23 protein-coding genes are annotated in these 21400 nt (G+C 62.7%); 6 read left to right on the top strand and 17 right to left on the bottom strand.

The window, feature by feature from the left end:
• Entirely contained in the window at positions 1 to 975 is a 975-nt protein-coding gene (gene hemB, locus OGL93_RS10495; RefSeq protein ID WP_263262579.1) for a porphobilinogen synthase, read from the top strand.
• Between the two features lie 75 nt (positions 976 to 1050).
• Here the strand turns inward: hemB and OGL93_RS10490 are convergent, their stop codons facing one another.
• The 7 genes from OGL93_RS10490 to pyk all read right to left on the bottom strand — a co-directional run bounded on the left by OGL93_RS10490 (position 1051) and on the right by pyk (position 8080).
• Positions 1051 to 2175 (bottom strand): response regulator, encoded by a 1125-nt coding sequence (locus OGL93_RS10490; RefSeq protein WP_263262578.1) that lies wholly within the window; start codon positions 2173 to 2175, stop codon positions 1051 to 1053.
• Positions 2165 to 3931, bottom strand: coding sequence for an ATP-binding protein (locus OGL93_RS10485; RefSeq protein WP_263262577.1), 1767 nt, complete (start codon positions 3929 to 3931; stop codon positions 2165 to 2167). The genes OGL93_RS10490 and OGL93_RS10485 overlap by 11 nt, the downstream gene beginning before the upstream one ends.
• The gene (locus tag OGL93_RS10480; RefSeq protein ID WP_263262576.1) at positions 3924 to 4904 is read right to left on the bottom strand and encodes a SpoIIE family protein phosphatase; all 981 of its coding nucleotides are present in this window, start codon (positions 4902 to 4904) and stop codon (positions 3924 to 3926) included. Before OGL93_RS10480 ends, OGL93_RS10485 begins: the two co-directional genes overlap by 8 nt.
• Positions 4895 to 5293, bottom strand: a complete 399-nt coding sequence (locus OGL93_RS10475; RefSeq protein ID WP_263262575.1) for an ATP-binding protein — start codon at positions 5291 to 5293, stop codon at positions 4895 to 4897. Before OGL93_RS10475 ends, OGL93_RS10480 begins: the two co-directional genes overlap by 10 nt.
• Positions 5253 to 5675, bottom strand: a complete 423-nt coding sequence (locus tag OGL93_RS10470; protein WP_181117151.1) for an STAS domain-containing protein — start codon at positions 5673 to 5675, stop codon at positions 5253 to 5255. Before OGL93_RS10470 ends, OGL93_RS10475 begins: the two co-directional genes overlap by 41 nt.
• 10 nt (positions 5676 to 5685) lie before the next feature.
• Positions 5686 to 6525, bottom strand: a complete 840-nt coding sequence (locus OGL93_RS10465) for an STAS domain-containing protein (RefSeq protein WP_263262574.1) — start codon at positions 6523 to 6525, stop codon at positions 5686 to 5688.
• 103 nt (positions 6526 to 6628) lie between these two features.
• On the bottom strand, positions 6629 to 8080 hold the full coding sequence (gene pyk, locus OGL93_RS10460) for a pyruvate kinase (protein WP_263262573.1): 1452 nt from the start codon (positions 8078 to 8080) through the stop codon (positions 6629 to 6631).
• A 157-nt stretch (positions 8081 to 8237) separates the two neighbouring features.
• Between pyk and OGL93_RS10455 the strand changes: the two genes are divergently transcribed.
• Together OGL93_RS10455 and OGL93_RS10450 are read left to right on the top strand one after the other, a co-directional pair.
• Positions 8238 to 8612, top strand: coding sequence for a tetratricopeptide repeat protein (locus OGL93_RS10455; RefSeq protein WP_263262572.1), 375 nt, complete (start codon positions 8238 to 8240; stop codon positions 8610 to 8612).
• Between the two features lie 121 nt (positions 8613 to 8733).
• Positions 8734 to 9093 carry a PilZ domain-containing protein gene (locus tag OGL93_RS10450; protein WP_263262571.1) on the top strand — a complete coding sequence of 120 codons (360 nt, stop codon included), beginning with the start codon at positions 8734 to 8736 and terminating at the stop codon, positions 9091 to 9093.
• Between the two features lie 25 nt (positions 9094 to 9118).
• On the opposite strand, the gene OGL93_RS10445 is transcribed toward OGL93_RS10450, so the two are convergent.
• From OGL93_RS10445 to OGL93_RS22240, 4 genes are read right to left on the bottom strand one after another with little or no spacing between them, the layout of a single operon-like run.
• On the bottom strand, positions 9119 to 10387 hold the full coding sequence (locus OGL93_RS10445; RefSeq protein WP_263262570.1) for a hypothetical protein: 1269 nt from the start codon (positions 10385 to 10387) through the stop codon (positions 9119 to 9121).
• Positions 10335 to 11309 carry a MoxR family ATPase gene (locus tag OGL93_RS10440; RefSeq protein ID WP_263262569.1) on the bottom strand — a complete coding sequence of 325 codons (975 nt, stop codon included), beginning with the start codon at positions 11307 to 11309 and terminating at the stop codon, positions 10335 to 10337. Before OGL93_RS10440 ends, OGL93_RS10445 begins: the two co-directional genes overlap by 53 nt.
• Complete coding sequence (locus OGL93_RS10435; RefSeq protein WP_263262568.1) at positions 11306 to 12379, bottom strand: DUF4350 domain-containing protein; 1074 nt, start codon at positions 12377 to 12379, stop codon at positions 11306 to 11308. The genes OGL93_RS10440 and OGL93_RS10435 overlap by 4 nt, the downstream gene beginning before the upstream one ends.
• Positions 12376 to 12993 carry a DUF4129 domain-containing protein gene (locus tag OGL93_RS22240; protein ID WP_263262567.1) on the bottom strand — a complete coding sequence of 206 codons (618 nt, stop codon included), beginning with the start codon at positions 12991 to 12993 and terminating at the stop codon, positions 12376 to 12378. Before OGL93_RS22240 ends, OGL93_RS10435 begins: the two co-directional genes overlap by 4 nt.
• Before the next feature lie 161 nt (positions 12994 to 13154).
• On the opposite strand from OGL93_RS22240, the gene sbcB reads away from it, so the two are divergent.
• A complete protein-coding gene (gene sbcB, locus OGL93_RS10425; protein ID WP_263262566.1) occupies positions 13155 to 14585 on the top strand; it encodes an exodeoxyribonuclease I in 1431 nt (476 codons plus the stop codon).
• 42 nt (positions 14586 to 14627) lie between these two features.
• Here the strand turns inward: sbcB and mvaT are convergent, their stop codons facing one another.
• Positions 14628 to 15008, bottom strand: a complete 381-nt coding sequence (mvaT, locus tag OGL93_RS10420; protein ID WP_263262565.1) for a histone-like nucleoid-structuring protein MvaT — start codon at positions 15006 to 15008, stop codon at positions 14628 to 14630.
• A 270-nt stretch (positions 15009 to 15278) separates the two neighbouring features.
• Between mvaT and purU the strand changes: the two genes are divergently transcribed.
• The gene (purU, locus tag OGL93_RS10415) at positions 15279 to 16130 is read left to right on the top strand and encodes a formyltetrahydrofolate deformylase (protein ID WP_263262564.1); all 852 of its coding nucleotides are present in this window, start codon (positions 15279 to 15281) and stop codon (positions 16128 to 16130) included.
• A 24-nt stretch (positions 16131 to 16154) separates the two neighbouring features.
• Positions 16155 to 16358 carry a hypothetical protein gene (locus OGL93_RS10410; protein WP_263262563.1) on the top strand — a complete coding sequence of 68 codons (204 nt, stop codon included), beginning with the start codon at positions 16155 to 16157 and terminating at the stop codon, positions 16356 to 16358.
• Positions 16359 to 16430: 72 nt separating this feature from the next.
• On the opposite strand, the gene OGL93_RS10405 is transcribed toward OGL93_RS10410, so the two are convergent.
• The 5 genes from OGL93_RS10405 to OGL93_RS10385 all read right to left on the bottom strand — a co-directional run bounded on the left by OGL93_RS10405 (position 16431) and on the right by OGL93_RS10385 (position 21354).
• Entirely contained in the window at positions 16431 to 17423 is a 993-nt protein-coding gene (locus OGL93_RS10405; protein WP_263262562.1) for a lysylphosphatidylglycerol synthase transmembrane domain-containing protein, read from the bottom strand.
• Positions 17420 to 18202 (bottom strand): polysaccharide deacetylase family protein, encoded by a 783-nt coding sequence (locus OGL93_RS10400; protein ID WP_263262561.1) that lies wholly within the window; start codon positions 18200 to 18202, stop codon positions 17420 to 17422. The genes OGL93_RS10405 and OGL93_RS10400 overlap by 4 nt, the downstream gene beginning before the upstream one ends.
• Positions 18195 to 19310, bottom strand: a complete 1116-nt coding sequence (locus OGL93_RS10395; RefSeq protein ID WP_263262560.1) for a glycosyltransferase family 1 protein — start codon at positions 19308 to 19310, stop codon at positions 18195 to 18197. The genes OGL93_RS10400 and OGL93_RS10395 overlap by 8 nt, the downstream gene beginning before the upstream one ends.
• A gap of 171 nt (positions 19311 to 19481) precedes the next feature.
• Complete coding sequence (locus OGL93_RS10390) at positions 19482 to 20954, bottom strand: inorganic phosphate transporter (protein WP_263262559.1); 1473 nt, start codon at positions 20952 to 20954, stop codon at positions 19482 to 19484.
• Positions 20955 to 21150: 196 nt separating this feature from the next.
• On the bottom strand, positions 21151 to 21354 hold the full coding sequence (locus OGL93_RS10385; protein ID WP_263262558.1) for a hypothetical protein: 204 nt from the start codon (positions 21352 to 21354) through the stop codon (positions 21151 to 21153).
• Between the last annotated feature and the right edge of the window lie 46 nt (positions 21355 to 21400).

Genomic DNA, 21400 nt, shown 5'->3' with positions numbered 1-21400 from the left:
ATGAGCAATATGTTTCCCGTCAGCCGCCCACGCCGCCTTCGGCAATCGCCGGCCCTGCGCTCGGTGTTCCAGGAGACGGAGTTTCGGCTAGAGGACCTGGTGCTGCCGATCTTCGTGGAAGAGGGCATCGACGACTTCGTGCCGATCACCAGCATGCCGGGGGTGAACCGTATTCCCGAGTCCCGCCTGGCGGGCGAAATCGAGCGCTATGCCCGCGCGGGCATCCGTTCGGTGATGACCTTCGGGGTGTCCCATCACCTGGATGCTACCGGCAGCGACACCTGGAACGAAAATGGGCTGGTGGCGCGCATGGCGCGCATTTGCAAGGACACCGCGCCCGAGCTGCTGGTGATGTCCGACACCTGTTTCTGTGAGTACACCTCCCACGGGCATTGTGGCGTGCTGCACGGGCATGAAGTCGATAATGACGCGACCCTGATCAATCTCGGCAAGCAGGCGGTGGTTGCGGCTCAGGCAGGCGCTGATTTCATTGCCCCTTCCGCTGCGATGGACGGCCAGGTGCAGGCGATCCGTGGCGCGTTGGACGCAGCCGGGTTTCACCAGACCTCGATCATGGCGTACTCCACCAAGTTCGCCTCGTCACTCTACGGCCCATTCCGGGAGGCTGGCGGCACAGCCTTGAAGGGCGATCGCAAGGCTTACCAGATGAACCCGATGAACCGCCGCGAGGCGATCCGCGAGTCGTTGCTCGACGAGCAGGAAGGGGCCGATGCCTTGATGGTGAAACCAGCCGGGGCCTACCTGGACATCATCCGCGACATTCGCGAGGCCTCGCGACTACCGCTGGCGGCATATCAGGTGAGTGGCGAATACGCGATGATCAAGTTCGGCGCGGCCGCCGGCGCGATCGATGAAGCGCGAGTCATGCGTGAGAGCCTGGGGGCGATCAAGCGAGCTGGCGCGGACCTCATCCTGACCTACTTCGCCATGGATATTGCGCGCGACGGGATTTGATCCCTGCTCTTGTAGGAGCTGGCGCCAGCCTGCGAACGTCTGGCGCTTCCTACAGCCCCTGACCTCCGCCACGCCTCAGGGCCGCTCGCCAACCCCTTGCAGGCTCAACGGCAGCCGCACCTCTACCTTCGCTCCGCCGTCGTGGTTATCGAAGGCCACATGCCCGCCGCAGCTTTCGCACAACGCCTTGACGATAGGCAGCCCCAGGCCCCAGCCCTTGGTTTCGCTACGGGTTGAAATAAAGTAAGGCGTGGCCAGGTTGGTCAGCACTTCTTCGGGGAAGCTGCCAAGGTTCGCCACGCTGAAGCGGATATCGCTGCCATCCAGCCACTGGGTTACCCGGATAGGCGCTTCGTGGTCGCCATGTTTGCTGGCATTGATGACCAGGTTGTCGAGAATACGCAGGAACGCGTTTCGATCCCAGCTGACCACTACATCCGTGGCGTTCAGCTGCGCTTCGATCACCTGCGGCACTTGCAGCCGAAGGTTGTTCAGTGCGTCTTCGAACAGGGGGCCGACCACCAGAGGCTCGGCAGCCAGCTTGATACCGCCTCCCATGGCAACGTGCGAGATGTCCAGCACGTTGCCGATCATACGGTCTATGCGCCGCAAGTTGTCTTCAAGGATCTGCAACAGCTCCTCGGTGCGCCGGGCGGGGTTTTTCTTCATCAGCCCGGTGACCATGGTGGCCGCCGCCAGAGGGGAGCGCAGGTCATGGCTGAACGAGCGCATGAAGCGCTCAAGCATGATTTTTTCTGCCCGAAGGCTTTCGCTGCGTGCTACCGCAACCTGTCGCCGCCGCTCGATCCGCTCCAGACGGTTATCGGATTTGACCAGGCTGGCGATGGTGGCAAGCATTTCCTCGGCGTCGATCGGGTGGGTCAGGTAGGCCCGGGCACCCTTGTTCAGGCCCATGGCCTTGTCCGCGCCACTGATGAAGGTCGCGGATATGTTTATGATCGCCGGTACGTGATCGCTGCCAAGCTTGCGCTCGGCTTCGCGAATCAGCTCGAAGCCGCTCATGTCGGGCAGGTTGATGTCCAGGATCACCAGGTCGACAGTGGTGTCCATCAACGCCAGGCCGTCGGCGCCGTTGCTAGCTTCGAGTACTTCGTAGTTCTGCTCGTTGGACAGGATCTTGCGCAACACATAACGGTTGGCGTGCATGTCATCGATGATAAGAATCCGCCTAGTGCGCATCGCGGAAACTCCCCGAGAGCTGCCGCAGTTGCCGCAGCACCGAATCCGTGTAATTGGGCTGGCCTTTGAGCAGCACGCCCGCGCATTGGCTTGCCAGCGCCAGCCGCTCGGCCTCTTCTAGCGGCTTGGCAGTGTTGATCAGCACGCGTGCGTGCATCGCCCAGTCCATGCTTTCGAGCAGGTCTGCACCATAAATGTCGGGCAATTCAAGGTCCAGGAAGATGATGTCGGGACGTACCGCGTGCAGCTTGTCGATGCTGTCGCCGGCGGACGCTGCTTCGATGATCAGCGGTTTGTAGGGCTCGAGCAGATGCCGTAGCAGGTAGCGATCGCCGTCGTTGTCGTCGATGATCAGCACTGTCAGCCCTTCAAGGCTCAAGCTGCGCAGGTCGTCATCGTCTTCCTCGTGAAGCCGCCTGGCGATGTCCACGCTGAACTGGCTGCCCTGGCCAGGCACACTGCGCACGCGAATCTCGCCGTGCAGCAGAACCGCCAGCCGTTGTGCCAGGGGCAAGCCAAGGCCATTGCCTTGGACCTGGGTCAGGCCAGGCATGCGTACCCGGGCGAATTCTTCGAATATCCGCCCCAGGTTATCCTCGGAAATCCCGACCCCGGTGTCTTCGACGACCAGTTCGATGGTTTTCTCGCTAGGCTGGAACACCCGTACCGTCACTGAGCCTTCGGGGGTGTATTTGAAGGCATTGCTGATCAGGTTGCGCATGATCTGGAACAGCCGGTTACGGTCGGTTTCCAGTACCACAGGGTGTTCGAGCGGGATGACTTCCCAAGTCAGGCGCGGGTAACGCAGCGCCAGCGCGGCGGTGAACTGCCGCAGCTGTTCGACGAAGGTCTCCAGGGGGAAGGCCGAGGCCACCACCTCCATGCGCCCGGACTCGGCTTCGGCGAGGTCCAGCAGTTCATTGACCATCTCGGCCAGCTCACCGGCTGCCGCGCTGATAAAGCCTACTTGCTTGAGCTGCTCGGGATTGAGGTGGCCATCGGTACCGTTGAGCAACAGCTTGGAGATGTTCTCGATGATGTTGATCGGGGTGCGGAACTCATGAGTCATGTTGGAAAAGAAACGGCTCTTGGACTCGCTGGCTGCAGTCAGTTCGTGAGCGGTTTTTTCCAGTTCCGAATAAAGCGCGACCACCCCTTTGTTGGTGGTTTCCAATTCCAGGTTGGTGGCTTCAAGCTCGCGCTGCTTGCTCTCCAATTCCGAAGCAGTGAGCAGTAGCTCCGAGCCTTGCTCTTGCAGCGCGATGAAGGGGTCAGCCAGGCCCGCGCTGGCAAGCGTACGGCGTAGCCCCTCGATCTTGCGGTCGTCGGGGAAGGGCAGGGGCGGGTGCACGGCTTTGCCCGCCCGGATACGGGTACCGGTCGGGCCGGTTTCGATAGTCCAGTGCTCCAGCAGCCGCCGAGCGCCCAGCAAGCCTACGCCCATGCCGGTGGGCGAGATGTAGCTGCCGTTGAGGATATCCTGCAGCTCGGCGATACCGGGGCCCTGATCGATGGCCTCGAACATGATGCCGGCCGCTTTGCCCAGCGGGTCGCGATCCAGATAAAAATGGAAGGTGCCGCTACCGGCGTACTGGTAGATATTGCGCGCGAGTTCCGAGACCGCCGTGGCCAGGCGGATCTGGTCGAGCGTGGGCAAGCCCAGCCAGCCGGCGATCTGCTTGGCACATTGGCGGCACATGACCACATCGGTTTCAGCCTGGATGAGCAGGCTTGTCAGGCGCCGGAGGTCAGTCAATTCGCGCCACCACCACGGTGGAGTCGTCGTTCTGACGGTGGAAGTCCCGGTGCAACAACCCGGCGATGACTTCCGGATGGCGAACGCGCAGCCCTGGGTAGCTGTCGGTGTCGAGACGGGTCTTGATGCCATCGCTGGTCATAATGAGCACGGAGCCTGGGTCCCATGGATAAGAAAAGGTATGGATTCGACCAATTCTGTAGCCAACCGTGCCATTGCTGGACACCATGCCGCGGTTTTTTTCCCCGAGCACCAGCCCGGCGATATTACCCATGCCGCAATACAGCACCTGGCGTGTTTCCGGTTTTATTTCGGCAATACCGACCGCCCCGCCGCGGGTGGGCATCAACGCGCGGTGCAACTTGTCCATCAGCTGTTCCAGCGAGTGACGCGCGTCGTGCTCCTCAAACACTTCGCGAGCGCGCGTGCTGGCGGCGCTCGCGGCGTGGCCATGGCCCAGGCCATCACAGATCATCACTCGATTACCCACCACCGCCCAGGCATCGCCGGCCACGTTCTCGCCCGGATACGGCACGCACACGGCGCCATGGCGCAAGCCTGTAGAAGGTGGGGCCAGCTCGAAGCCGGCGAACACCACGGTGCCCTGCTCTGGCTGGGAGAAAATATCGAACTGATCCGCCAGGCGCCGGACCGACCCCAGCCCAACGCCCATGGTACCGATGGAGGAGTAATGGTCGGCCAGGCATTGCCCTACGTTGGCCATGCCGGGGCCGCTGTCCACGGCCAGCAGGCTGATGCTATCCGGCCCCTGGCGATAGATCAGCTGGCCGTGGCCTGCGTGCAGCACCAGGTTGCGCCCCAGCTCTTGAACCACGATGGTGAGTTTGCCGAGGCGTTCTTCGTCGTCGGTCAGCTGGCTCGCCTGACGCACGATCGCCCGGCGAGCCGCATCCACATGGGCCAGGTCACCGACAGGGATCACCAGGCTGCAAACCCGGCTATCTACTTCCATTTCCACAGTTCCACGGTGGTACCCGCGCCTGCGGCGCTCTGAATGCTGAAGTGATCCACTAGCCGACGGGCGCCGCTCAGGCCGAGGCCCAGGCCGCTGCCTGAGGTGTAGCCATCGACCATCGCTTGATCCAGGTCGGCGATGCCCTGGCCTTGGTCAGCGACCACCAGCCGGACTGCCGCGCGGCCATCGCGCAATGTGCGTTCAAGCAGACACTCGCCACCGCCGCCGTAGATCAACGCGTTACGCGCGATCTCGCTGGCCGCGGTAACGATCTTGGTCTGCGATACCAGGCCCAGCCGCGCTTCCTCGGCGGCCTTGCGGACCCGTTGGCGGATAATGACGATGTCAGTTTCCTGTTTCAGCGGGAGTGTCTCTGTGTTCGTCACTCTCGACCTCGGCGACTAGATCATCGTTCACGTTTTTTTCCAGCCAGCGCATGCCTTTCTCGACATTGAGCGCGGTGGCGATTCCAGACAACGACAGCCCGAGTTCCACCAGGGTGATCGCGACTGCCGGCTGCATACCGACAACGATTACCTTGGCGTCGAGAATCCGGGACACGTTGGCGATGTGCGACAGCATGCGACCGATAAAGGAGTCGACGATCTCCAGCGAAGAGATATCGATCAGCACGCCCTTGGCACTGTGCCGAACGATCTGTTCGGTCAGGTCCTCCTGCAGGTCCATGGCCAATTGGTCATGCATGTCTACCTGGATGCTCAGCAGCAGGTAGCGACCCATTTTAAGAATTGGAATCTTGTCGACCATTGTCGCGACCTTAGCGAGGGTTAGCGCTGACGAGGCGAACGTTCAGCTCTTTAAGGGCCATTTGGAAGGCGTCGGAAAGCGAGGCCTTAGTGACAACATCGCCCAGTTCCACGCCCAGATGCACGATGGTTGCGGCGATCTGCGGGCGAATGCCGCTGATGATGCAACGTGCGCCCATCAGCTTGGCCGCAGTGATGGTCTTGAGCAGGTGCTGGGCAACCATGGTATCCACGGTCGGTACGCCAGTGATGTCGATGATGGCGATGTCCGATTCGGTTTCCACGATCTTCTGCAGCAGGGCTTCCATCACCACCTGGGTGCGGTTGCTGTCCAGCGAGCCGATCAGCGGCACGGCCAGCACGCCTGCCCACAGCTGCACGACTGGGGTAGACAGCTCGAGCATGCTCTCTTGCTGCTCACGGATGACTTCCTCGCGGCCTGCGACGAAGCGCTCCATGCTGTAGAGCCCGAGCTTGTCGATCAACTGGCTGGCCGCCAGCAGTTCGGCATTGGCCTGGGTGCCGTCTTGTTGCAGCAGGGCGAACAGCGGTTCTTTGAGCGAGAAGATGAACGTGGCGGTTTCCGAGGGGGTGAAGCCCTGGCGGCTTTGTGCCTGGGAAAGACGCTCCAGGAAAGACTTGACCGGGCTCCAGCCCGGCAGGGCCAGGTCGTCGCCGCTCTCGCTCAGCGCACGGATGAACGCTTTAAGCAGGTCACGGGAGTTGTCGACCATGGTGCGATCGTCGATCAGGTCCGAGCGGATACCAGCCTTGCGCTGGATCTCGATCCATTGTTCAAGTATGGCGCTTTCGTTTTGTTTGAAAATTTCAGCAAGCGCAGCGACGGTCATGAGGCCTTCCTGTAGGGAGTCGTCTGAAAAAACGAGCCACAGTATCAAGAAGGCCGCGCAAACTGAAGGGGAATGGCGAAACCTGTTCCCCCTAAGCGTGATATCAGACGAGCTGGTCGCCGACGTGGAGGATTTTCATCCCGTTGGTGCCGCCGATGGTGTGGTAGCTGTCGCCCTTGGTGAGGATCACCCAATCGCCTGGCTCGACCACGCCGCGCTTGAGCAGCTCATCCACCGCCGCCTGGCTGACCTTGCCGACTTCCAGCGCCGACGGGTCGAACGGCACGGTGTAGACGCCACGCATCATCGCCACCCGGGCTTGAGTCTCGCGGTGCGGTGAGAACGCGAAGATCGGCACCGAGGAGCGGATTCTCGACATGATCAGCGGGGTATAGCCGCTTTCGGTCAAGGCGATGATCGCCTTCACGCCGGGGAAGTGGTTGGCCGTGTACATGGCCGCCAGGGCAATGCTCTCGTCGCAGCGGGAAAACTGCGTGTATAGCCGGTGGCTGGACTTCTTGCTGGTGGGGTGTTTCTCGGCACCCACGCAAATCCGCGCCATGGCCTGCACGGCCTCGATCGGGTAGGCGCCGGCGGCGCTTTCGGCCGAAAGCATCACCGCATCGGTGTAGTCCAGCACGGCGTTGGCCACGTCAGAGACTTCGGCACGAGTCGGCATGGGGTTCTGAATCATCGACTCCATCATCTGGGTCGCGACGATCACCGCTTTGTTATTGCGGCGGGCGTGCTGGATGATTTTCTTCTGGATGGCCACCAGTTCGGCGTCGCCGATTTCCACGCCCAGATCACCGCGGGCTACCATTACCGCATCGCTGGCGCGGATCAAGCCGTCGAGGCTCTCGTCATCGGCGACCGCTTCGGCGCGCTCGATCTTGGCGACCAGCCAAGCGGTGCCACCGGCGGCGTCACGCAGTTCGCGGGCATATTCCATGTCCGAGGCGTCGCGCGGGAACGATACCGCCAGGTAGTCCAGCTCCATCTCGGCGGCCAGCTTGATGTCAGCCTTGTCTTTTTCGGTCAGGGCCGGGGCGGTGAGGCCGCCGCCGCGACGGTTGATACCTTTATGGTCGGACAGCGGACCGCCGATCAGCACCACGCAATGTAGCGCGTCGGCGTCGGCGCGTTCCACACGCATCACCACGCGGCCATCATCGAGCAGCAGTTCATCGCCCACGCCGCAGTCCTTGACCAGGTCTGGGTAATCGATGCCCACCACCTGCTGGTTGCCTTCGGTCAAAGGGTGCGTGGTGGAGAAGGTGAAGGGGTCGCCGACCTTGAGTTCGATGCGCTTGCCGGCAAACTTGGCAATGCGGATCTTCGGCCCTTGCAGGTCGCCCAGCAGCGCCACGTGGCGGCCGTGGCGAGCGGCGATGTCGCGGATCAGGCGCGCGCGCGCCTTGTGTTCATCCGGCGTGCCATGGGAGAAATTGAGGCGAGCCACATCGAGCCCGGCGAGGATCAGTTGCTCCAGGACCTCGGGCGAATTGCTGGCTGGGCCGAGGGTGGCGACGATTTTTGTACGGCGTACGGTCATGCACTGGCTCCTTTATTGACACGCGGTGAAAGGCTACTCCTCAATCCCGCTGTAGTCATTGATGGGTTTGCACTACCTGAGCGCGAGCGCGTTGCGCAGGCCGGGCTGAAGAATTCCGGCGCGGGGCCGATACACTTCAGACGTAAAGGAGATCTCCATGCGAACGCTCATTGTATTGACGATGCTGGCCGCTGTGGCCGGCTGCACCCGCTGGTCGATGGACCAGCATCTCAACAGCGCTTATCGAGCGTATGACGACGGCGATTGTCAGAAGGTCATGCTGGAATTGTCCCAGGTGGACCGCAAGAGCCGCGCCCGCCCTTATATCCGGCCTGAAAGCGCCCTGCTGCGGGGGCAATGCCTGGAGCGCCAGAACCTGATGCCGGACGCCATGCAGACCTACCAGTTCATCATTTATCAATACCCCGACAGCGAGTATGCATTCCGTGCCAAGGCACGCCTGCAAACCCTTGAACAGCTGGGGCGTTACCCGACGGAAGGAGCTGCAATCCCCCGGCCGGCGGGCAATTGAGCGACAAGCGGATGCAAAGGAGCTGGCAGATTGCTAGCCTTGCGTTAAGCTGAGGATCGGAAGGCACTTTACTCGCCCTGTGCCAGTCCGAATCATAGGGCTACGAAACAGTGAAGAAGCCATGTATATCGAACGATGCATAGAGCGGCACCAGCTGCCGTACTACCTTAAGGTGTACAACCGGTATACCGATCGGCCGATCGGTTATCTGGGGAACGTGTCCGAAGCGGGGTTGATGCTGATCAGCACGGTTCCGTTGCTGGTTGGGCCGGATTTTGAACTCCAGCTCAAGGTTCCCGCGCATGACGGTGAGATTCAACTGATCAACCTGACTGGCAGCTGCCTATGGTGCCAGGAAGACGCGACGCCGGGCTTTTACGACTCGGGCTTCATGCTGCTGCAGGCGCCGGTCGAGTACGAGCAGTTGGTGGACGCGCTTCGCCGCTACTTCAGTTTTCTCCCGCTCAGCGCTTCCGCCTGAAGCGCTCGTTGCCGATAGTCTTGGATTATCGGCAACCTTTTGTATAACGCTCCACCAGCTCACTGGCCAGGTGCTCGCCTGGGGCTTGCATCACTTCGAGCCCGGCGGCTGCAAGCTGCGCACACACGTGCTCGCGATGCCCCAGCGCAGGTATGGCCATGCAGTAGGCGCGGGCGTCGGCGTCGGTGCGGATGGGCCTGTGACAGGTCTCGAGCAGGCGCTGTTCGGCGATGTCTGCGATCACCAGCCGGTGCTGGCGGGCGACTTCCGCAAGCGGCCCGACCAGTGCCGCGCCGTCGGCGGGCAAGCGCGTGATCAACACTACCCAATCGCCCCCCGGGTGGCGCTGTAGCAAGCTGGCGGCTTCGGCCGTGTAATCGGTCGGGTGCGTACTCAGTTGCAGCTCTTCCAACACCTGATGCAGCGCCTCTAGCTGGCGTTCTCCCGCGGCTGAGGCGAGCTGCCTGCGGCTGTCACCGGCGCTCAGATGCAGGGCTACCCGGGCGCCGCTGGCCTGCGCCGCGCAAGCCAGCGCCAAGGCAGCATCCATGGCGTAGTCCAAGGCCCTTGCTTCCCCCTGAACGCTGCCCATGACAGGCGCAGTGTCGAGCCAGATCAGCAGCCCACCCGGTCGCGCCAAATCCGCCTGCCCGTTCGCGTCCGCCGCCAGCCGTTGTGCCCGCCACTGGTTGCTAGCTTCCTGCGTCAGCCGCGTTAGCACTGGCAGGTTGGTGCCGGCCCTTGCTCGCTGTGGCAAGGCAAAGCGCTGCCTGGCTTCCCACAGCCCGAGCGGGCCGCTCACATATAGCCATGCCTCGCCCATCATCAACGCGCCTCGGTTCAGCGGCCGCAGTTGGTAGCTGAAGCGGGCGGCATGCCGGGGAGGGATCTTTAGCCTTCGCGGTAGGCCCTGCACCTCAACCGCGTGGGAAAAGCCAAGGCGGTCGCCGAGGCGCTCGTCATATTGGAGGCGTAGCGCTCGCCCGTGAGGGTTTTCCAGCGTCACCTCCACGGTATTTTCCTGGCCTGCCGACAACCGCTGCGGCAGGGCGCGGTGCGGCTCGCCAAGGCGCAGGCGCCGAGCAGCGCGGATATCCAGCGCACTGGCCAGCACAAAAGCTACCAGCATCACCCACGGCAGGGCCCCGAGATCGGCTTGGGCCTCGCAGGCGAAAGCCACGGCTAGCAGCCCCGCGGCCAGCAGCAGGGCAGGGTAGCGTGGGCGGATCAACGCAGGCAGCTCATGGGCGAGGGGCGCCCACTTGATCGAGTTGGTCGGCCAGCACGTGCTCAAGCGCAACGCCATCCAGCCGTTGCGCCATGGCAAGGCGCACCCGATGACGCAGCACCCCCGGCGCGCAGGCTTTGATATCCGCGGCAACGGCGTATTCGCGCCCGTGCAGCAGGGCCCGGGCCTGAGCACACCGCACCAGCGCGATGGCTGCCCGCGGCCCGGCGCCGGTGCTGAACTGGGCGCCAAAGCGGGTTGCGCGGACGATGCGCACTGCGTAGTTCACTAGCGCGTCGTCTACCTTCACGGCCCCGCGCCTGGCTTGTAAGCGGGCGACGTCTTCACCGCTGAACAGCCGCTGCGGAGCGGCGATGGCCAGCATGTCCGGGGCGGTCGACAGGCTGACTTCGCGAACCATGCGGGTCTCGTCTTCCACCGTCGGGAACGCAACTGGCATGGCGAGCAGGAACCGGTCGAGCAAGGCTTCGCCCAGAGGTACTACCCCTGCGGGGTCGAACGGGTTGCGGCTGGCGATCAACATCACCGGGGCCTGCTCGGGCGGTTGGCCGTCGGCCCAGCTTACTTCGGTGGCCTGCAGCGCCTCGCCCAAGGCAGCCTGGGCCGCCAGCGAAGCCTGCTCTAGGCCGGTCAGCAGCAGCACCTGGCCTTGCGCACCGGCCCTGGCAAGGCAAGGGTGGAGCGCTGTGCCCGGTGCAGGTGGCAGGCATTGCAGTTGAGCGAAGTGGGCGCCGAAAGAGGCCGCCAGGGCGCGGCCAGCAAGACGTTTGCCCACCCCCGGCGGGCCTTCCAGCAGCACATGGCCACCGGCCAGCAGCGCGATCAGCAGCGCTTCGGTGACGGCAGGCTGGCCGATGAGCACGGTGTTGAGCTCGGTGCTCCATTCGGCCAATGGGGCTGCCGGCGCAGGCTCGCCAGGTTTGGCGCTGTCAGGCTCGGCCGCAGCGGCGACGGGAAGATCGGTCATAGGGCATTCCTGATGGCTTGAAGCTGCGCCACCTGTTGGCGAAAGGCGGCCGCCGACAAGTGCTCGCCAGGATGTGGGCGCAGCGCTTGGGCGATAGTGGAGGTGGAAGTTGCGGCCAGTTTGGCCAAGAGCTGCCATTGGCCGGCCACGGGCAACTGGCCAAAGCCGGGGTGGCGGCGCCTGGCGCAGCGCTGGATGTCTTCGCGCAGCCCCCGTAGCAGCTGCTCGCGGCCAGCGCGTCGATAGCCTTCGGCTGGCGTGCCCAGGGCGGGTGCTGGCTTGGGCCGCCGTTGGGGCCAGTGGGTTGCGCCCCACCACGCCAACAGCGACAACACCACCAGGGTGCTCGCGAGGGTCGCGGGGTAGGCGGCCAGTTGTTGCAGCGTGGCTGGCGCCGGTTCACGGTACTGCATGACCACCTGGCGCCCCTGGTTGAGGTACCAGAGCAGCCAGGCATTGTCGAACTGGCCCACCGCCCGGTTGCGCCACAGGCCGGTATCGCTGACCACTGTCAGCGTTCCTGCACCCATGTTGAGCTGCAACATATGGGTACCTTGTGGGCTATTTGCCCAGGATTGCGCCAGGTCGTCCGCGTCTTCGAGGTGCCGCCCGGGAGCGAAGCCCATCAGCAATGGGGCGGTATCGGTTTCAAGGTACAGCTCCGTAAGCGTGCTGCGCGCCGCGGTCAAACGGCCGCCCGCGCTGGCGTAAGCGTTGAGCAGGCGGATGTTCAGAGGATCAAGGAGCGGATCCGAGGCGCCGCCCGGTGCCCAATAACCCTGCGCGGCGACCAGCAACCTGCCCCCGGCATACACCCAGGCCAGCAGCGTCTGCGCCTGGGTGGCGCTCATCTGTTCACGCTCGCCGAGCAGCATCAGGCTTACTTCGGTAGCCGGCAGCTGGTTCAGCGGGCGCAAGTCCTGGCTACGGATGACCTCCAGGCCTCGGCTGCGCAGGAATCGCTCCGCGGCCCAATACGGATCGTCTGCGCGGCTCGCCCAGGTAATGCCCAGCAGCGCTGTTGTCGCTACCAGCAATACGACGATGCCCCCAAGCCGCAGCTGGCTCATGCTGCCACATCGGTGGGGAACAACCGCCGCCAGCTGACGCAAAGGCCGGCCCAGGCAGCGTCGCTCGGCAGAGCGCCGGCATAGCGGGCCTGCTGCCAATGTTCCGCCAGCCGCCGGGTGAAATCCTCTAGGCCGCTCAGGCGTAGGCTCGCGACCTGCTCGACCAGCTCTGGCTCGGTCGCGCCGGGCGGTACGAGCAATTGATAGTCCATTGCCAGTCGCGCCAGCAAGCCGCGAAACAGCAGGCCGATGGCCTCTGAGGGGGCCTGGGGCCAAAGGCTCTCCGCCTCATCGATTACCCGCCCCAACGAATGCTCCGGCAGCGGCGTGTACACAGCCCCAAGCGGCCGCCTGCTGGCCAGATGACGCATAACCAGGGCCAGCGCGGCTAACGTGGCCATGGCCGTAATGGCGGTCAGCAGCTCCAGCGTCGGCAGCCGCCCGGTGAGCGCGGGCACGGCCAGCACTTGAATGATCGCCGCATGCGCCTCCTGGGCGGTGAGCGTGGGCCCCGGCGGCGAGGCCTGCGCCAGCCAAGGCAGCGCAGCGCAACTCGAGCCGGCGGCCAGGGCGATCAAACGGGTGAGGGGGGGAGCAGCGAGGCGGCGGGGCACGGATAATCCTGGAATCAGCGTAGCCGTTCACGGCAGGGGGTTGGCAACGATGCTAGCCATGCGCGGCCGTTCAGGCAACCGGGCTCCGTGCTGGCGCGTGCGGGTGGCCGGGGCGGCACGCTAGCCGTAAACTGATCCATTGACCACGCCAGGAACATCCCGTGACCACAAGCTTGTTCTGGTATGACTACGAGACCACCGGCATCGTCCCCAGCCGTGATCGTCCCTTGCAGGTCGCCGGTATCCGCACCGATGCGCAGCTCAACGAAATCGACACGCCGGTCAACCTGTACTGCCGCCTCTCCGACGACATCCTGCCGCATCCGGCCGCCTGCCTGGTAACGGGTATCGACCCGGCCCGCTTGCGCGAGCGCGGGCTGTCCGAGGCGGAGTTCATGAGCCGGGTGCAGGCGGAGTTGGGCCAGCCCGGTACCTGTGGCGCAGGCTACAACTCCCTGCGTTTCGACGATGAAGTCACCCGCTATAGCCTTTATCGCAACTTCCATGACCCCTACGCCCGGGAGTGGCAGGGTGGTAACAGCCGCTGGGATTTGATCGACCTGGTGCGCACCGCCTATGCCCTGCGCCCGGACGGCATCGAGTGGCCTAGGGTAGACGGCCAGGTGTCGCTCAAGCTCGAGCTACTCACCGCCGCCAATGGCATCGAGCACGGCCAGGCTCATGACGCGCTGTCCGATGTGCGTGCGACCATTGCCCTGGCGCGGCTATTGCGTGAACGCCAGCCGCGGCTATATGACTGGGCGTTCGAACTGCGCAATAAGCACAAGGTGATCGAACGCATTCAATTGATGCGCCCGATGGTGCATGTTTCCGGGCGGTTCGGCGCGCATCGAAACTATCTAGGCATCGTTCTGCCGTTGGGATGGCACCCACGTAACCGTAATGCGCTGATCGTTTGCGATTTGAGCCATGACCCGCAGGTACTTTGGGAAGAAGACAGCGAAGTCTTGTCGCGCCGGTTATATACGCGCCGCGATCAACTCGAGGCCGGGCAGTTGCCGGTGCCCTTGAAGTTGATCCACGTGAACCGTTGCCCAGTCATTGCGCCATTGGGGGTGATCGCCGCAGAAGATCGGGAACGGCTGCAATTGGATTTTGCACTTTATGAAAGTAGGGTTAAGGGCCTGCATCAGGCGCAGCATGTATGGGCGGAAAAACTCGAGCGCATTTACGCCAGTGACGAGTTCCTTCCAAATGAGGATCCAGAACAACAGCTGTACGACGGTTTTATCGGTGAACGCGACCGTCGCCTGTGCCATAAAGTTGTAAGCGCGGCGCCCGAAGCGCTCGCCCGGGAAACCTGGATGTTCGAGGACCCGCGCTTGCCGGAACTACTCTTCCGTTATCGGGCGAGAAATTATCCGCACACCTTGGATGAAGCGGAGCGAGAGCGTTGGCTGGGGTTCTGCCGGAGCAGGCTTGGGAACCCGGCGTTCGGTGCGCCGCATACGCTGGCCAGCTTCGACGAGGCTCTGGCGCAGGCATTGGTGGGCGCCAACGATGCCCAGCGCGCATTGCTAACGGCTTGGCAACAGTATGTGAACGGCGTGCGAATGAAACTGCAGATATAAAAAAACGCCAGCAATGCTGGCGTTCGAGGGCAGCGCCGGGAATTAGCCCAGCAGCGTTGCCCAGCTTTCGACTTCGTCACCGCCCCACTTGGCTTTCCACTCTTTCAGAGTTTTGTGGTTGCCGCCCTTGGTTTCGACGATTTCACCATTGTGCGGGTTTTTGTACTGCTTGACCTTGCGCGCGCGCTTGGTGCCGGTGGTTTTAACCGGAGCAGTGCGGCCGGGCTTAGTATTGCGCGACTCAGGGTCGAGCAGGGCGATGATGTCACGCAGGGACTTCTGGTATTCGCCCATCAGGTCGCGCAATTTGCCTTCGAATTCCAGCTCGGTCTGCAGGTTCTTGTCCTGGGACAGGCTTTGCAGGCGAGCCTGGAGTTCTTTGATGGTTTCTTCTGTGGAGCGGTATTCGTTGATAAGCGACATGACACTACCTATGAATGGGTTGGCGATCTGCGTCGATAATAAACACTGCGATAAAACGAGTAAAGATTTAACCTGCATCTATTGCTATTACTGGATAAACCAGGCGACTGTATTTTTATTTCTTCATGTTTTCGATGGCTGGCGATTGGAAATCCGAAAGGCGGCGCTTGCTGCCTCGCTGCCCTCGTGGCAGCGGCATTATGGCTACTGCAGAATTTTGTCGTACTCGTTAGAATGTCGCTCTTTTCCGATGTTTCTGGAGCTTTACCGATGCGCACTTTCCGGCTGGTGATTGCCTGCCCCGACGGCGTTGGCATTGTCGCCAAGGTCAGTCATTTCCTGGCTTCGCACAATGGCTGGATCACTGAAGCCAGCCACCACTCCGATGAGCAAAGCGGCTGGTTCTTCATGCGCCATGAGATTCGCGCCGATAGCCTGCCGTTTGGCCTGGACGAATTTCGCGCCGCCTTCACGCCCATCGCCGAAGCTTTTTCGATGGTGTGGCAAATCACCGACTCGGCCTGCAAAAAGCGCGTAGCGTTGATGGCAAGCCGCGAGTCCCACTGTTTGGCCGATCTTCTGCACCGCTGGCACAGCCAGGAGCTGGACTGCGATATCGCCTGCGTGATCTCCAACCACGACGACCTGCGTAGCATGGTCGAGTGGCATGGCATTCCCTACCATCACGTTCCGGTTAACCCTCAGGACAAACAGCCGGCATTCGCCGAGGTGTCGCGGTTGGTGAGCGAGCATGCCGCTGACGTGGTAGTGCTCGCCCGTTACATGCAGATCCTCCCGCCCCAGCTGTGCAGCGCCTATGCCCAGCGGGTGATCAACATCCACCACAGCTTCCTGCCGTCCTTCGTAGGTGCCAAGCCCTATCATCAAGCCGCTGCCCGTGGCGTGAAGCTGATCGGCGCGACCTGCCACTACGTCACGGAGGAACTGGACGCCGGCCCGATCATCGAGCAGGACGTTGTGCGCATCAGCCACAGCCATAGCACAGAAGACATGGTGAGGCTGGGCCGCGACGTGGAGAAAATGGTCCTTGCCCGGGGCCTGCGCTACCATCTGGAAGACCGTGTGCTGGTGCACGGGAACAAGACCGTCGTGTTCGACTGAGCCACGGCAGCAGCGGGAGGCATCATGAACGACCCCTTCGACCGTGCCACCTCCACGCCGCCGCCCACGGTGGGCGAGGGCTGCACCGCCCGGTACGATCCCGAAGCACTGAACGAGGCGGACGGCACCGATTTTCCGGGCGCCGAACGCTTGTGGGAAACGCTCAACGAGCCCCCCGCGGTTGAAAAGGGTGCACCCGTGGCCGCCCCAGAAACCCGTAGCAGCTGAACTTGCTCGCGACCAGGCACGCGGCGGCGATTCGAGGCGGTCGCGCAACGTGTCTGGCCGCAAGCCTCCCCGCTACGAACGCAGCGCCATCAGCCGGCGTAGCAGCGGCTTGCCTACCATCAGCACGAACACCGGTGCGCCCGCCAGCAAGTAAAAGTAATACGTCACTACACGCCAGATCAGAATCGCCGCCGCCGCGGTGGGCTTGCCGACCATGGGGGCCAGCAGCGCCGCGCTGGTCAGCTCCGCCGCGCCCGCGCCGCCCGGTAGCAGGCTGAATTGCCCAGCGCTCAGGGACAGAATCTGTACCAGCAAACTCCACGCCCAGGCGAGGTCCGAACCCAGGCCGCGCAGGGCAAGCCAGAGCACGCTGAAGCGCAGGCCCCAGTGCGAGCAGGTGAGAAAAAAGGCCAGTGCCAGCAAGCTTTTAGGCATGCCCAGGGTGTCTTTGAACGCATGCACAAAGTGCAACCAGCGACGGGCCCAGCGCCAGCGGCGCGGGCGCGACATGCGCGCGCGCATGAACAAGTAGCCCGTCAAGGCGACGAAGCGCCGTTGGTGCCTGGCCACGCCCCAGCATGCCAGCAGCGCCAGGCTCATGAGCACGGCGCTGCCGGCCAGTAACCATTCCAGGCGGCTGTTGAGGTTGTGAAACAGCGCGTACAGCAACACCCCCGCCACCGCCAAGCAAAAGAACAGCAAGTCGCTCAGTTGGTCCATGGCGAACACCGCGCCGCTGCGCGCCGGCGGCACGCCTTGACGATCCAGCAGCGCCACCAGGGTCAGCGGCCCGCCGCTGCCGCCAGGCGTGGCGCAGATGGCAAACTCAGTGGCCATGACCATGCCGATGGTGCGGGCGAGCCCTAGGGTTTTGCCTTGGGCCTGCAGCAGCAACCGCAAGCGCAAGGCATTGAGCGTCCAGCACAGGCCGATCATGGCGAACAAACCCAGCAGCAGCGGCAGTGGAAAGCCACGCAGTCGAGCCAGTAGTTCGCCGCCACCTAGGGCCCATGGCAGCACGATGGCGGCCAGCAGCGCTACCGCCAGCCACGCTAGGCGTTTCATGCCGCCTCGGCCAAGGCGCCGCGATCAGCGAGCCAGCACCGTTTGGTCTGCGCTACTCGCCCTTCTTCCAGCAGCCGGCGCAGTGTCGCCAGCCAGTAATTACGGGACTGCGCGTGGCGCATGTCCACGGGATGCAAGCCCAGGCGCACCGTGGGCGCTTGGCGCCACTGGTGCAACTGCCACTCACTGATCAACTTGGAAACCCCACGGCGCCAGGCGCTACCGGCGCTCCACACCAGCCCCGGTGCCTGGATCTTTTCGAAGCTGGGCAGGCGATAGAAATGCTGGGGGTCGCTGGTGTAGGACAGTGGCAGTTGCCGCAATGCCTGGCGGGTGCCCTCGCTCATCAGCCAGGCCGGCGCGACGAACCCGTCCAGCGGCCATTGGTGTCGATGGAACAGTTCGATGCCGCGGCGGATGCGTTCCAAGGCTTGTTGCTCGGCCAGGGTGTAGAACTCCCCTTCCCAGGTGTACACCCGGCGCATGAACCATTGCCTGGGCGTGCGCGGCGACGGTGCATCGTCAGCGTGGTAGTAACCATGCAAGGCCAGCTCGTCCCCGGCGACAATGCGCCGTTCGAGCACTTGGCGGAATTCGGGATGCTTGTCCAATGGGTTGCGGTGATGGAAGTCCGGCACCACCAACAGGGTCATGGGCACATTGCCTAATGCGTCCACTGCTTCGACGAAGGGTTGGTAGTCGGGCCAGGTTTGAGGCGCTACGTCGTGCAACACCAGCATCACGCTGCGCTGGCCGGAGGCGAAGCCCGTGTCACCCATGAGCCACCACCGGCACGCCGTAAGCGTTCTGGACCGCCCGATAATGGCCAAGCAGGCCATTAACGACCGAATCCCAGGCATATTCGCGTTCAACGTAGGCCCGGGCGCGCTGGCCCCAGGCAGCCGGGTCGGCGCTGAACAGCTGGCGCACACATTCAGCCATGGCACCGGCGTCGTTCGGTGGGCAACGCAGCCCGCCCTCATCGTTGATCAATTCCTTGAAAGCCCCGGCATCCACCGCGACCACGGGTATACCGCTGGCCATGGCTTCAAGGATAACCAGCCCAAAGGTCTCCTGGTTACCTGCATGCAGCAGCGCGTCGGCACTGGCCATCAATCTGGCAACTTCGTGGGTGGGGCAGAAGTGGTTGATCACGGTCACATTGGCCGGAACATTGGCCGGCATGTATGAGCCCACCAACAGCAAGTGGTAGCCGGGCCCTAGGTGCCGCATGCATTCAAGCAGCACGGGAATATTCTTTTCCTTAGAGCCGCGGCCGGCAAAGATCAACAAGCGCGCATCTTCGTCGATGCCCAGCTCCTTTCGCAAAGATGGGTCACGCCGTTCCGGGTTGAATTGTTTAAGGTCCACGCCCAGGCGCTGTACGTGGACATCGCGAATACCGAGCCGGCGAAGTTTGTCCGCCATCACCCGGCTGGGTGCAAGTACTCTGTCAAAGTTTCCATACAATTTGCTTACATAGGCTTCCACATTCGGGGTAAACCAGTTGCCCATGCGGTTGCTCACCAACAGTGGCAAGTCCGAGTGATAAAAGCCTATGACGGGGACGTCCAGCTGGCGTCGGGCATCCAGGGCTGCCCAGGCGGTAAGGTACGGGTCGCCGACTTCGATCAAGTCCGGTTGCAGGTCCTTCAATACATTGCGCCAGGGTGCCAGGCGCAGAGGAAATCGGTAGCCATTGCCAAAGGGCAGGGCAGGCGCGGGAACGCGGTAAACGCCGTTTTCTTCGCTGAAGTTAGCGCCGGGGATCAACAGGCTGTGACGGATGCCGGCCTTGCCGGCCAGACGACGATGTTTGGCATCAAGGTAAGTCCTCACCCCCCCACTAGCAGGGGCGTAGAACATGGTGATGTCAGCGATGTGCACGATCAGCTTCCTTCCGGGCCGTGGTCCTTACCATGGACCCTTCGGACCTTTAGATGTTCGATCGGCGGCTTCGTTTAGGGCGGGTGCGAAGGTTTCTGGAAGAGGGCGCCAGCCCGCGAACCTGGCTTGAATAAACCGGTTTGCGGGGCAGGCGCTTGCTCTTGGAGGGGGTCAGGCGACCAGCCGCGAGGCCAACCAGAATAGGCCGGCGGCCATGCCCATGGCTGCGGGCAGGGTAAGTACCCAGGCCAGCAGAATGTTCTTGACGGTGCTGCCTTGCAGGCCGCTGCGGTTCGCTACCATGGTACCGGCCACGCCCGAGGACAGCACATGCGTGGTCGACACCGGCAGGCTGAACACGTTGGCCAGGCCGATGGCGAAGGCGGCGGTGATCTGCGCGGACATCCCCTGAGCGTAGGTCATGCCTTGCTTGCCGATCTTCTCACCGATCGTCAGCACCACGCGTTTCCAGCCCACCATGGTGCCCACGCCAAGGGCGAGCGCCACGGCGAAGATCACCCAGAATGGGGCGTATTCAGTGGTGCTGGTGAGGTCTTTGCGCAGTTTGTCCAAGTCGGCTTTTTCGCGCGGGTTGAGCTCTGGCAGCTTGCTCACCTTGCGCGCGGTGTCATCCAGGCAGAGCAGGAAGCGGCGGGTTTCGATGCGCTTATCGGCAGGCAGGCTGTGGTAGTCGGCGATGCCGCGCAGGTTTTCCTGCAGGGCATTGATGGTGGGTTCGGTCTGTTGCGGGTTGCACTCGAACTGCTCTGGCAGGTCCCCGGCCTGGCTCTTGCCCAGCGCAAGGTAATCGCCAAGGGCTGCGCTGTTGCGCTGGTAGAACTGGGCCAGGTGCACTGTGGCGTCACGGGTGCGTTCGATCTCATAGGTGCTGCTGGTGAGGTTGAGCACGAACTGGCTGGGCACGATACCGATCAGCACCAGCATGATCAGGCCGATGCCCTTCTGGCCGTCATTGGAACCATGCACGAAGCTCACGCCCAGCGCGGAAAGCACCAGTACCAGGCGGTTCCAGAAAGGCGGGTGCTTCTTGTCATCGAGCTTGCGGCGTTGGTCTGGGGTTTTGTGCATCTTCGACAGCGGCCGCCAGCGCTTGAGCGCCAACAGCATCAAGGCGGCCACGCCGAAGCCAACCATGGGCGAAACCACCAGCGAAGCGCCGATGTCGATCGCCTTCTGCCAGTTCACCCCTTCACCCAGAGGAATATCGTTGATCAGCGCATTGGCCAGGCCCACGCCCAGGATCGAGCCGATCAATGTATGCGAGCTGGACGCCGGAATGCCGAAGTACCAAGTGCCCAGGTTCCAGGCAATGGCCGCGGCGAGCAGTGAAAACACCATCACCAGGCCGTGGCTGGTGTTCACGTTGATCAACAACTCCACCGGAAGCAAGTGGACGATGGCATAGGCCACGCCAACCCCGCCCAGCAATACGCCGAGGAAGTTGAAGAAGCCGGAAAGCAGCACGGCCAGGTGTGGCGGCATGGCCTTGGTGTAGATGACGGTCGCCACTGCGTTGGCAGTGTCATGAAAGCCGTTGATGAACTCAAAGGCGAGGACGAAGGCCAAAGCCAGGAACAGGCTTATAAGGACCCAGGCATCCAGTCCGCTGAATAGATCGATCATGAAGGTTTTGTGACCAGCCGATAAGGGGGCGCGATTATGACAGAAATTTTCGGATCACGATGCCTTGACTGCTGATCGGCTGGCCCGGTTCCGTGCAGCGGGGCAACGGACGACAACGGCGCTTGGCGGTGGGGCGGGCGCGGTAATCTGTTTCCAGCATAGCCCCGATATCGGGAGCGGATATGGGCAGGAACCGTTATGACACTTCGGGGCTGTGCAATTCCTTTTCGATTTTCTCGAGTTCTTGCTGGAATGCCTGGTCCAGCAGGCTGGCGCGTTTTCGCCAAGGTTTGCGTTCAGGTTCGGGTTGCGCAGCATAGGTGGTGACTTCACCACCGTAAACATCCTTGTAGCGTTTCTCCTGGCGCTCAAGTTCAGCGCGCAGTTCGTCTTTGGTCACATGAATACCTTTGGAAATCTGAAAATGGATTATTCGCCGAGCGTTG

It is taken from the genome of Pseudomonas sp. RIT-PI-S (assembly GCF_025642975.1).
GTDB lineage: Bacteria > Pseudomonadota > Gammaproteobacteria > Pseudomonadales > Pseudomonadaceae > Aquipseudomonas.
The sequence above is the reverse complement of the archived record's forward strand: the minus strand, read 5'-3'. Positions and strand labels throughout refer to the sequence as shown.

Bases quoted from the DNA above. Each gene is read 5' to 3' on its own strand.
- hemB (WP_263262579.1), top strand. From the start codon at position 1: ATGAGCAATATGTTTCCCGTCAGCCGCCCACGCCGCCTTCGGCAATCG.
- OGL93_RS10490 (WP_263262578.1), bottom strand. From the start codon at position 2,175: ATGCGCACTAGGCGGATTCTTATCATCGATGACATGCACGCCAACCGT.
- OGL93_RS10480 (WP_263262576.1), bottom strand. From the start codon at position 4,904: ATGGAAGTAGATAGCCGGGTTTGCAGCCTGGTGATCCCTGTCGGTGAC.
- OGL93_RS10470 (WP_181117151.1), bottom strand. From the start codon at position 5,675: ATGGTCGACAAGATTCCAATTCTTAAAATGGGTCGCTACCTGCTGCTG.
- OGL93_RS10465 (WP_263262574.1), bottom strand. From the start codon at position 6,525: ATGACCGTCGCTGCGCTTGCTGAAATTTTCAAACAAAACGAAAGCGCC.
- pyk (WP_263262573.1), bottom strand. From the start codon at position 8,080: ATGACCGTACGCCGTACAAAAATCGTCGCCACCCTCGGCCCAGCCAGC.
- OGL93_RS10455 (WP_263262572.1), top strand. From the start codon at position 8,238: ATGCGAACGCTCATTGTATTGACGATGCTGGCCGCTGTGGCCGGCTGC.
- OGL93_RS10450 (WP_263262571.1), top strand. From the start codon at position 8,734: ATGTATATCGAACGATGCATAGAGCGGCACCAGCTGCCGTACTACCTT.
- OGL93_RS10440 (WP_263262569.1), bottom strand. From the start codon at position 11,309: ATGACCGATCTTCCCGTCGCCGCTGCGGCCGAGCCTGACAGCGCCAAA.
- OGL93_RS10435 (WP_263262568.1), bottom strand. From the start codon at position 12,379: ATGAGCCAGCTGCGGCTTGGGGGCATCGTCGTATTGCTGGTAGCGACA.
- mvaT (WP_263262565.1), bottom strand. From the start codon at position 15,008: ATGTCGCTTATCAACGAATACCGCTCCACAGAAGAAACCATCAAAGAA.
- purU (WP_263262564.1), top strand. From the start codon at position 15,279: ATGCGCACTTTCCGGCTGGTGATTGCCTGCCCCGACGGCGTTGGCATT.
- OGL93_RS10410 (WP_263262563.1), top strand. From the start codon at position 16,155: ATGAACGACCCCTTCGACCGTGCCACCTCCACGCCGCCGCCCACGGTG.
- OGL93_RS10405 (WP_263262562.1), bottom strand. From the start codon at position 17,423: ATGAAACGCCTAGCGTGGCTGGCGGTAGCGCTGCTGGCCGCCATCGTG.
- OGL93_RS10400 (WP_263262561.1), bottom strand. From the start codon at position 18,202: ATGGGTGACACGGGCTTCGCCTCCGGCCAGCGCAGCGTGATGCTGGTG.
- OGL93_RS10390 (WP_263262559.1), bottom strand. From the start codon at position 20,954: ATGATCGATCTATTCAGCGGACTGGATGCCTGGGTCCTTATAAGCCTG.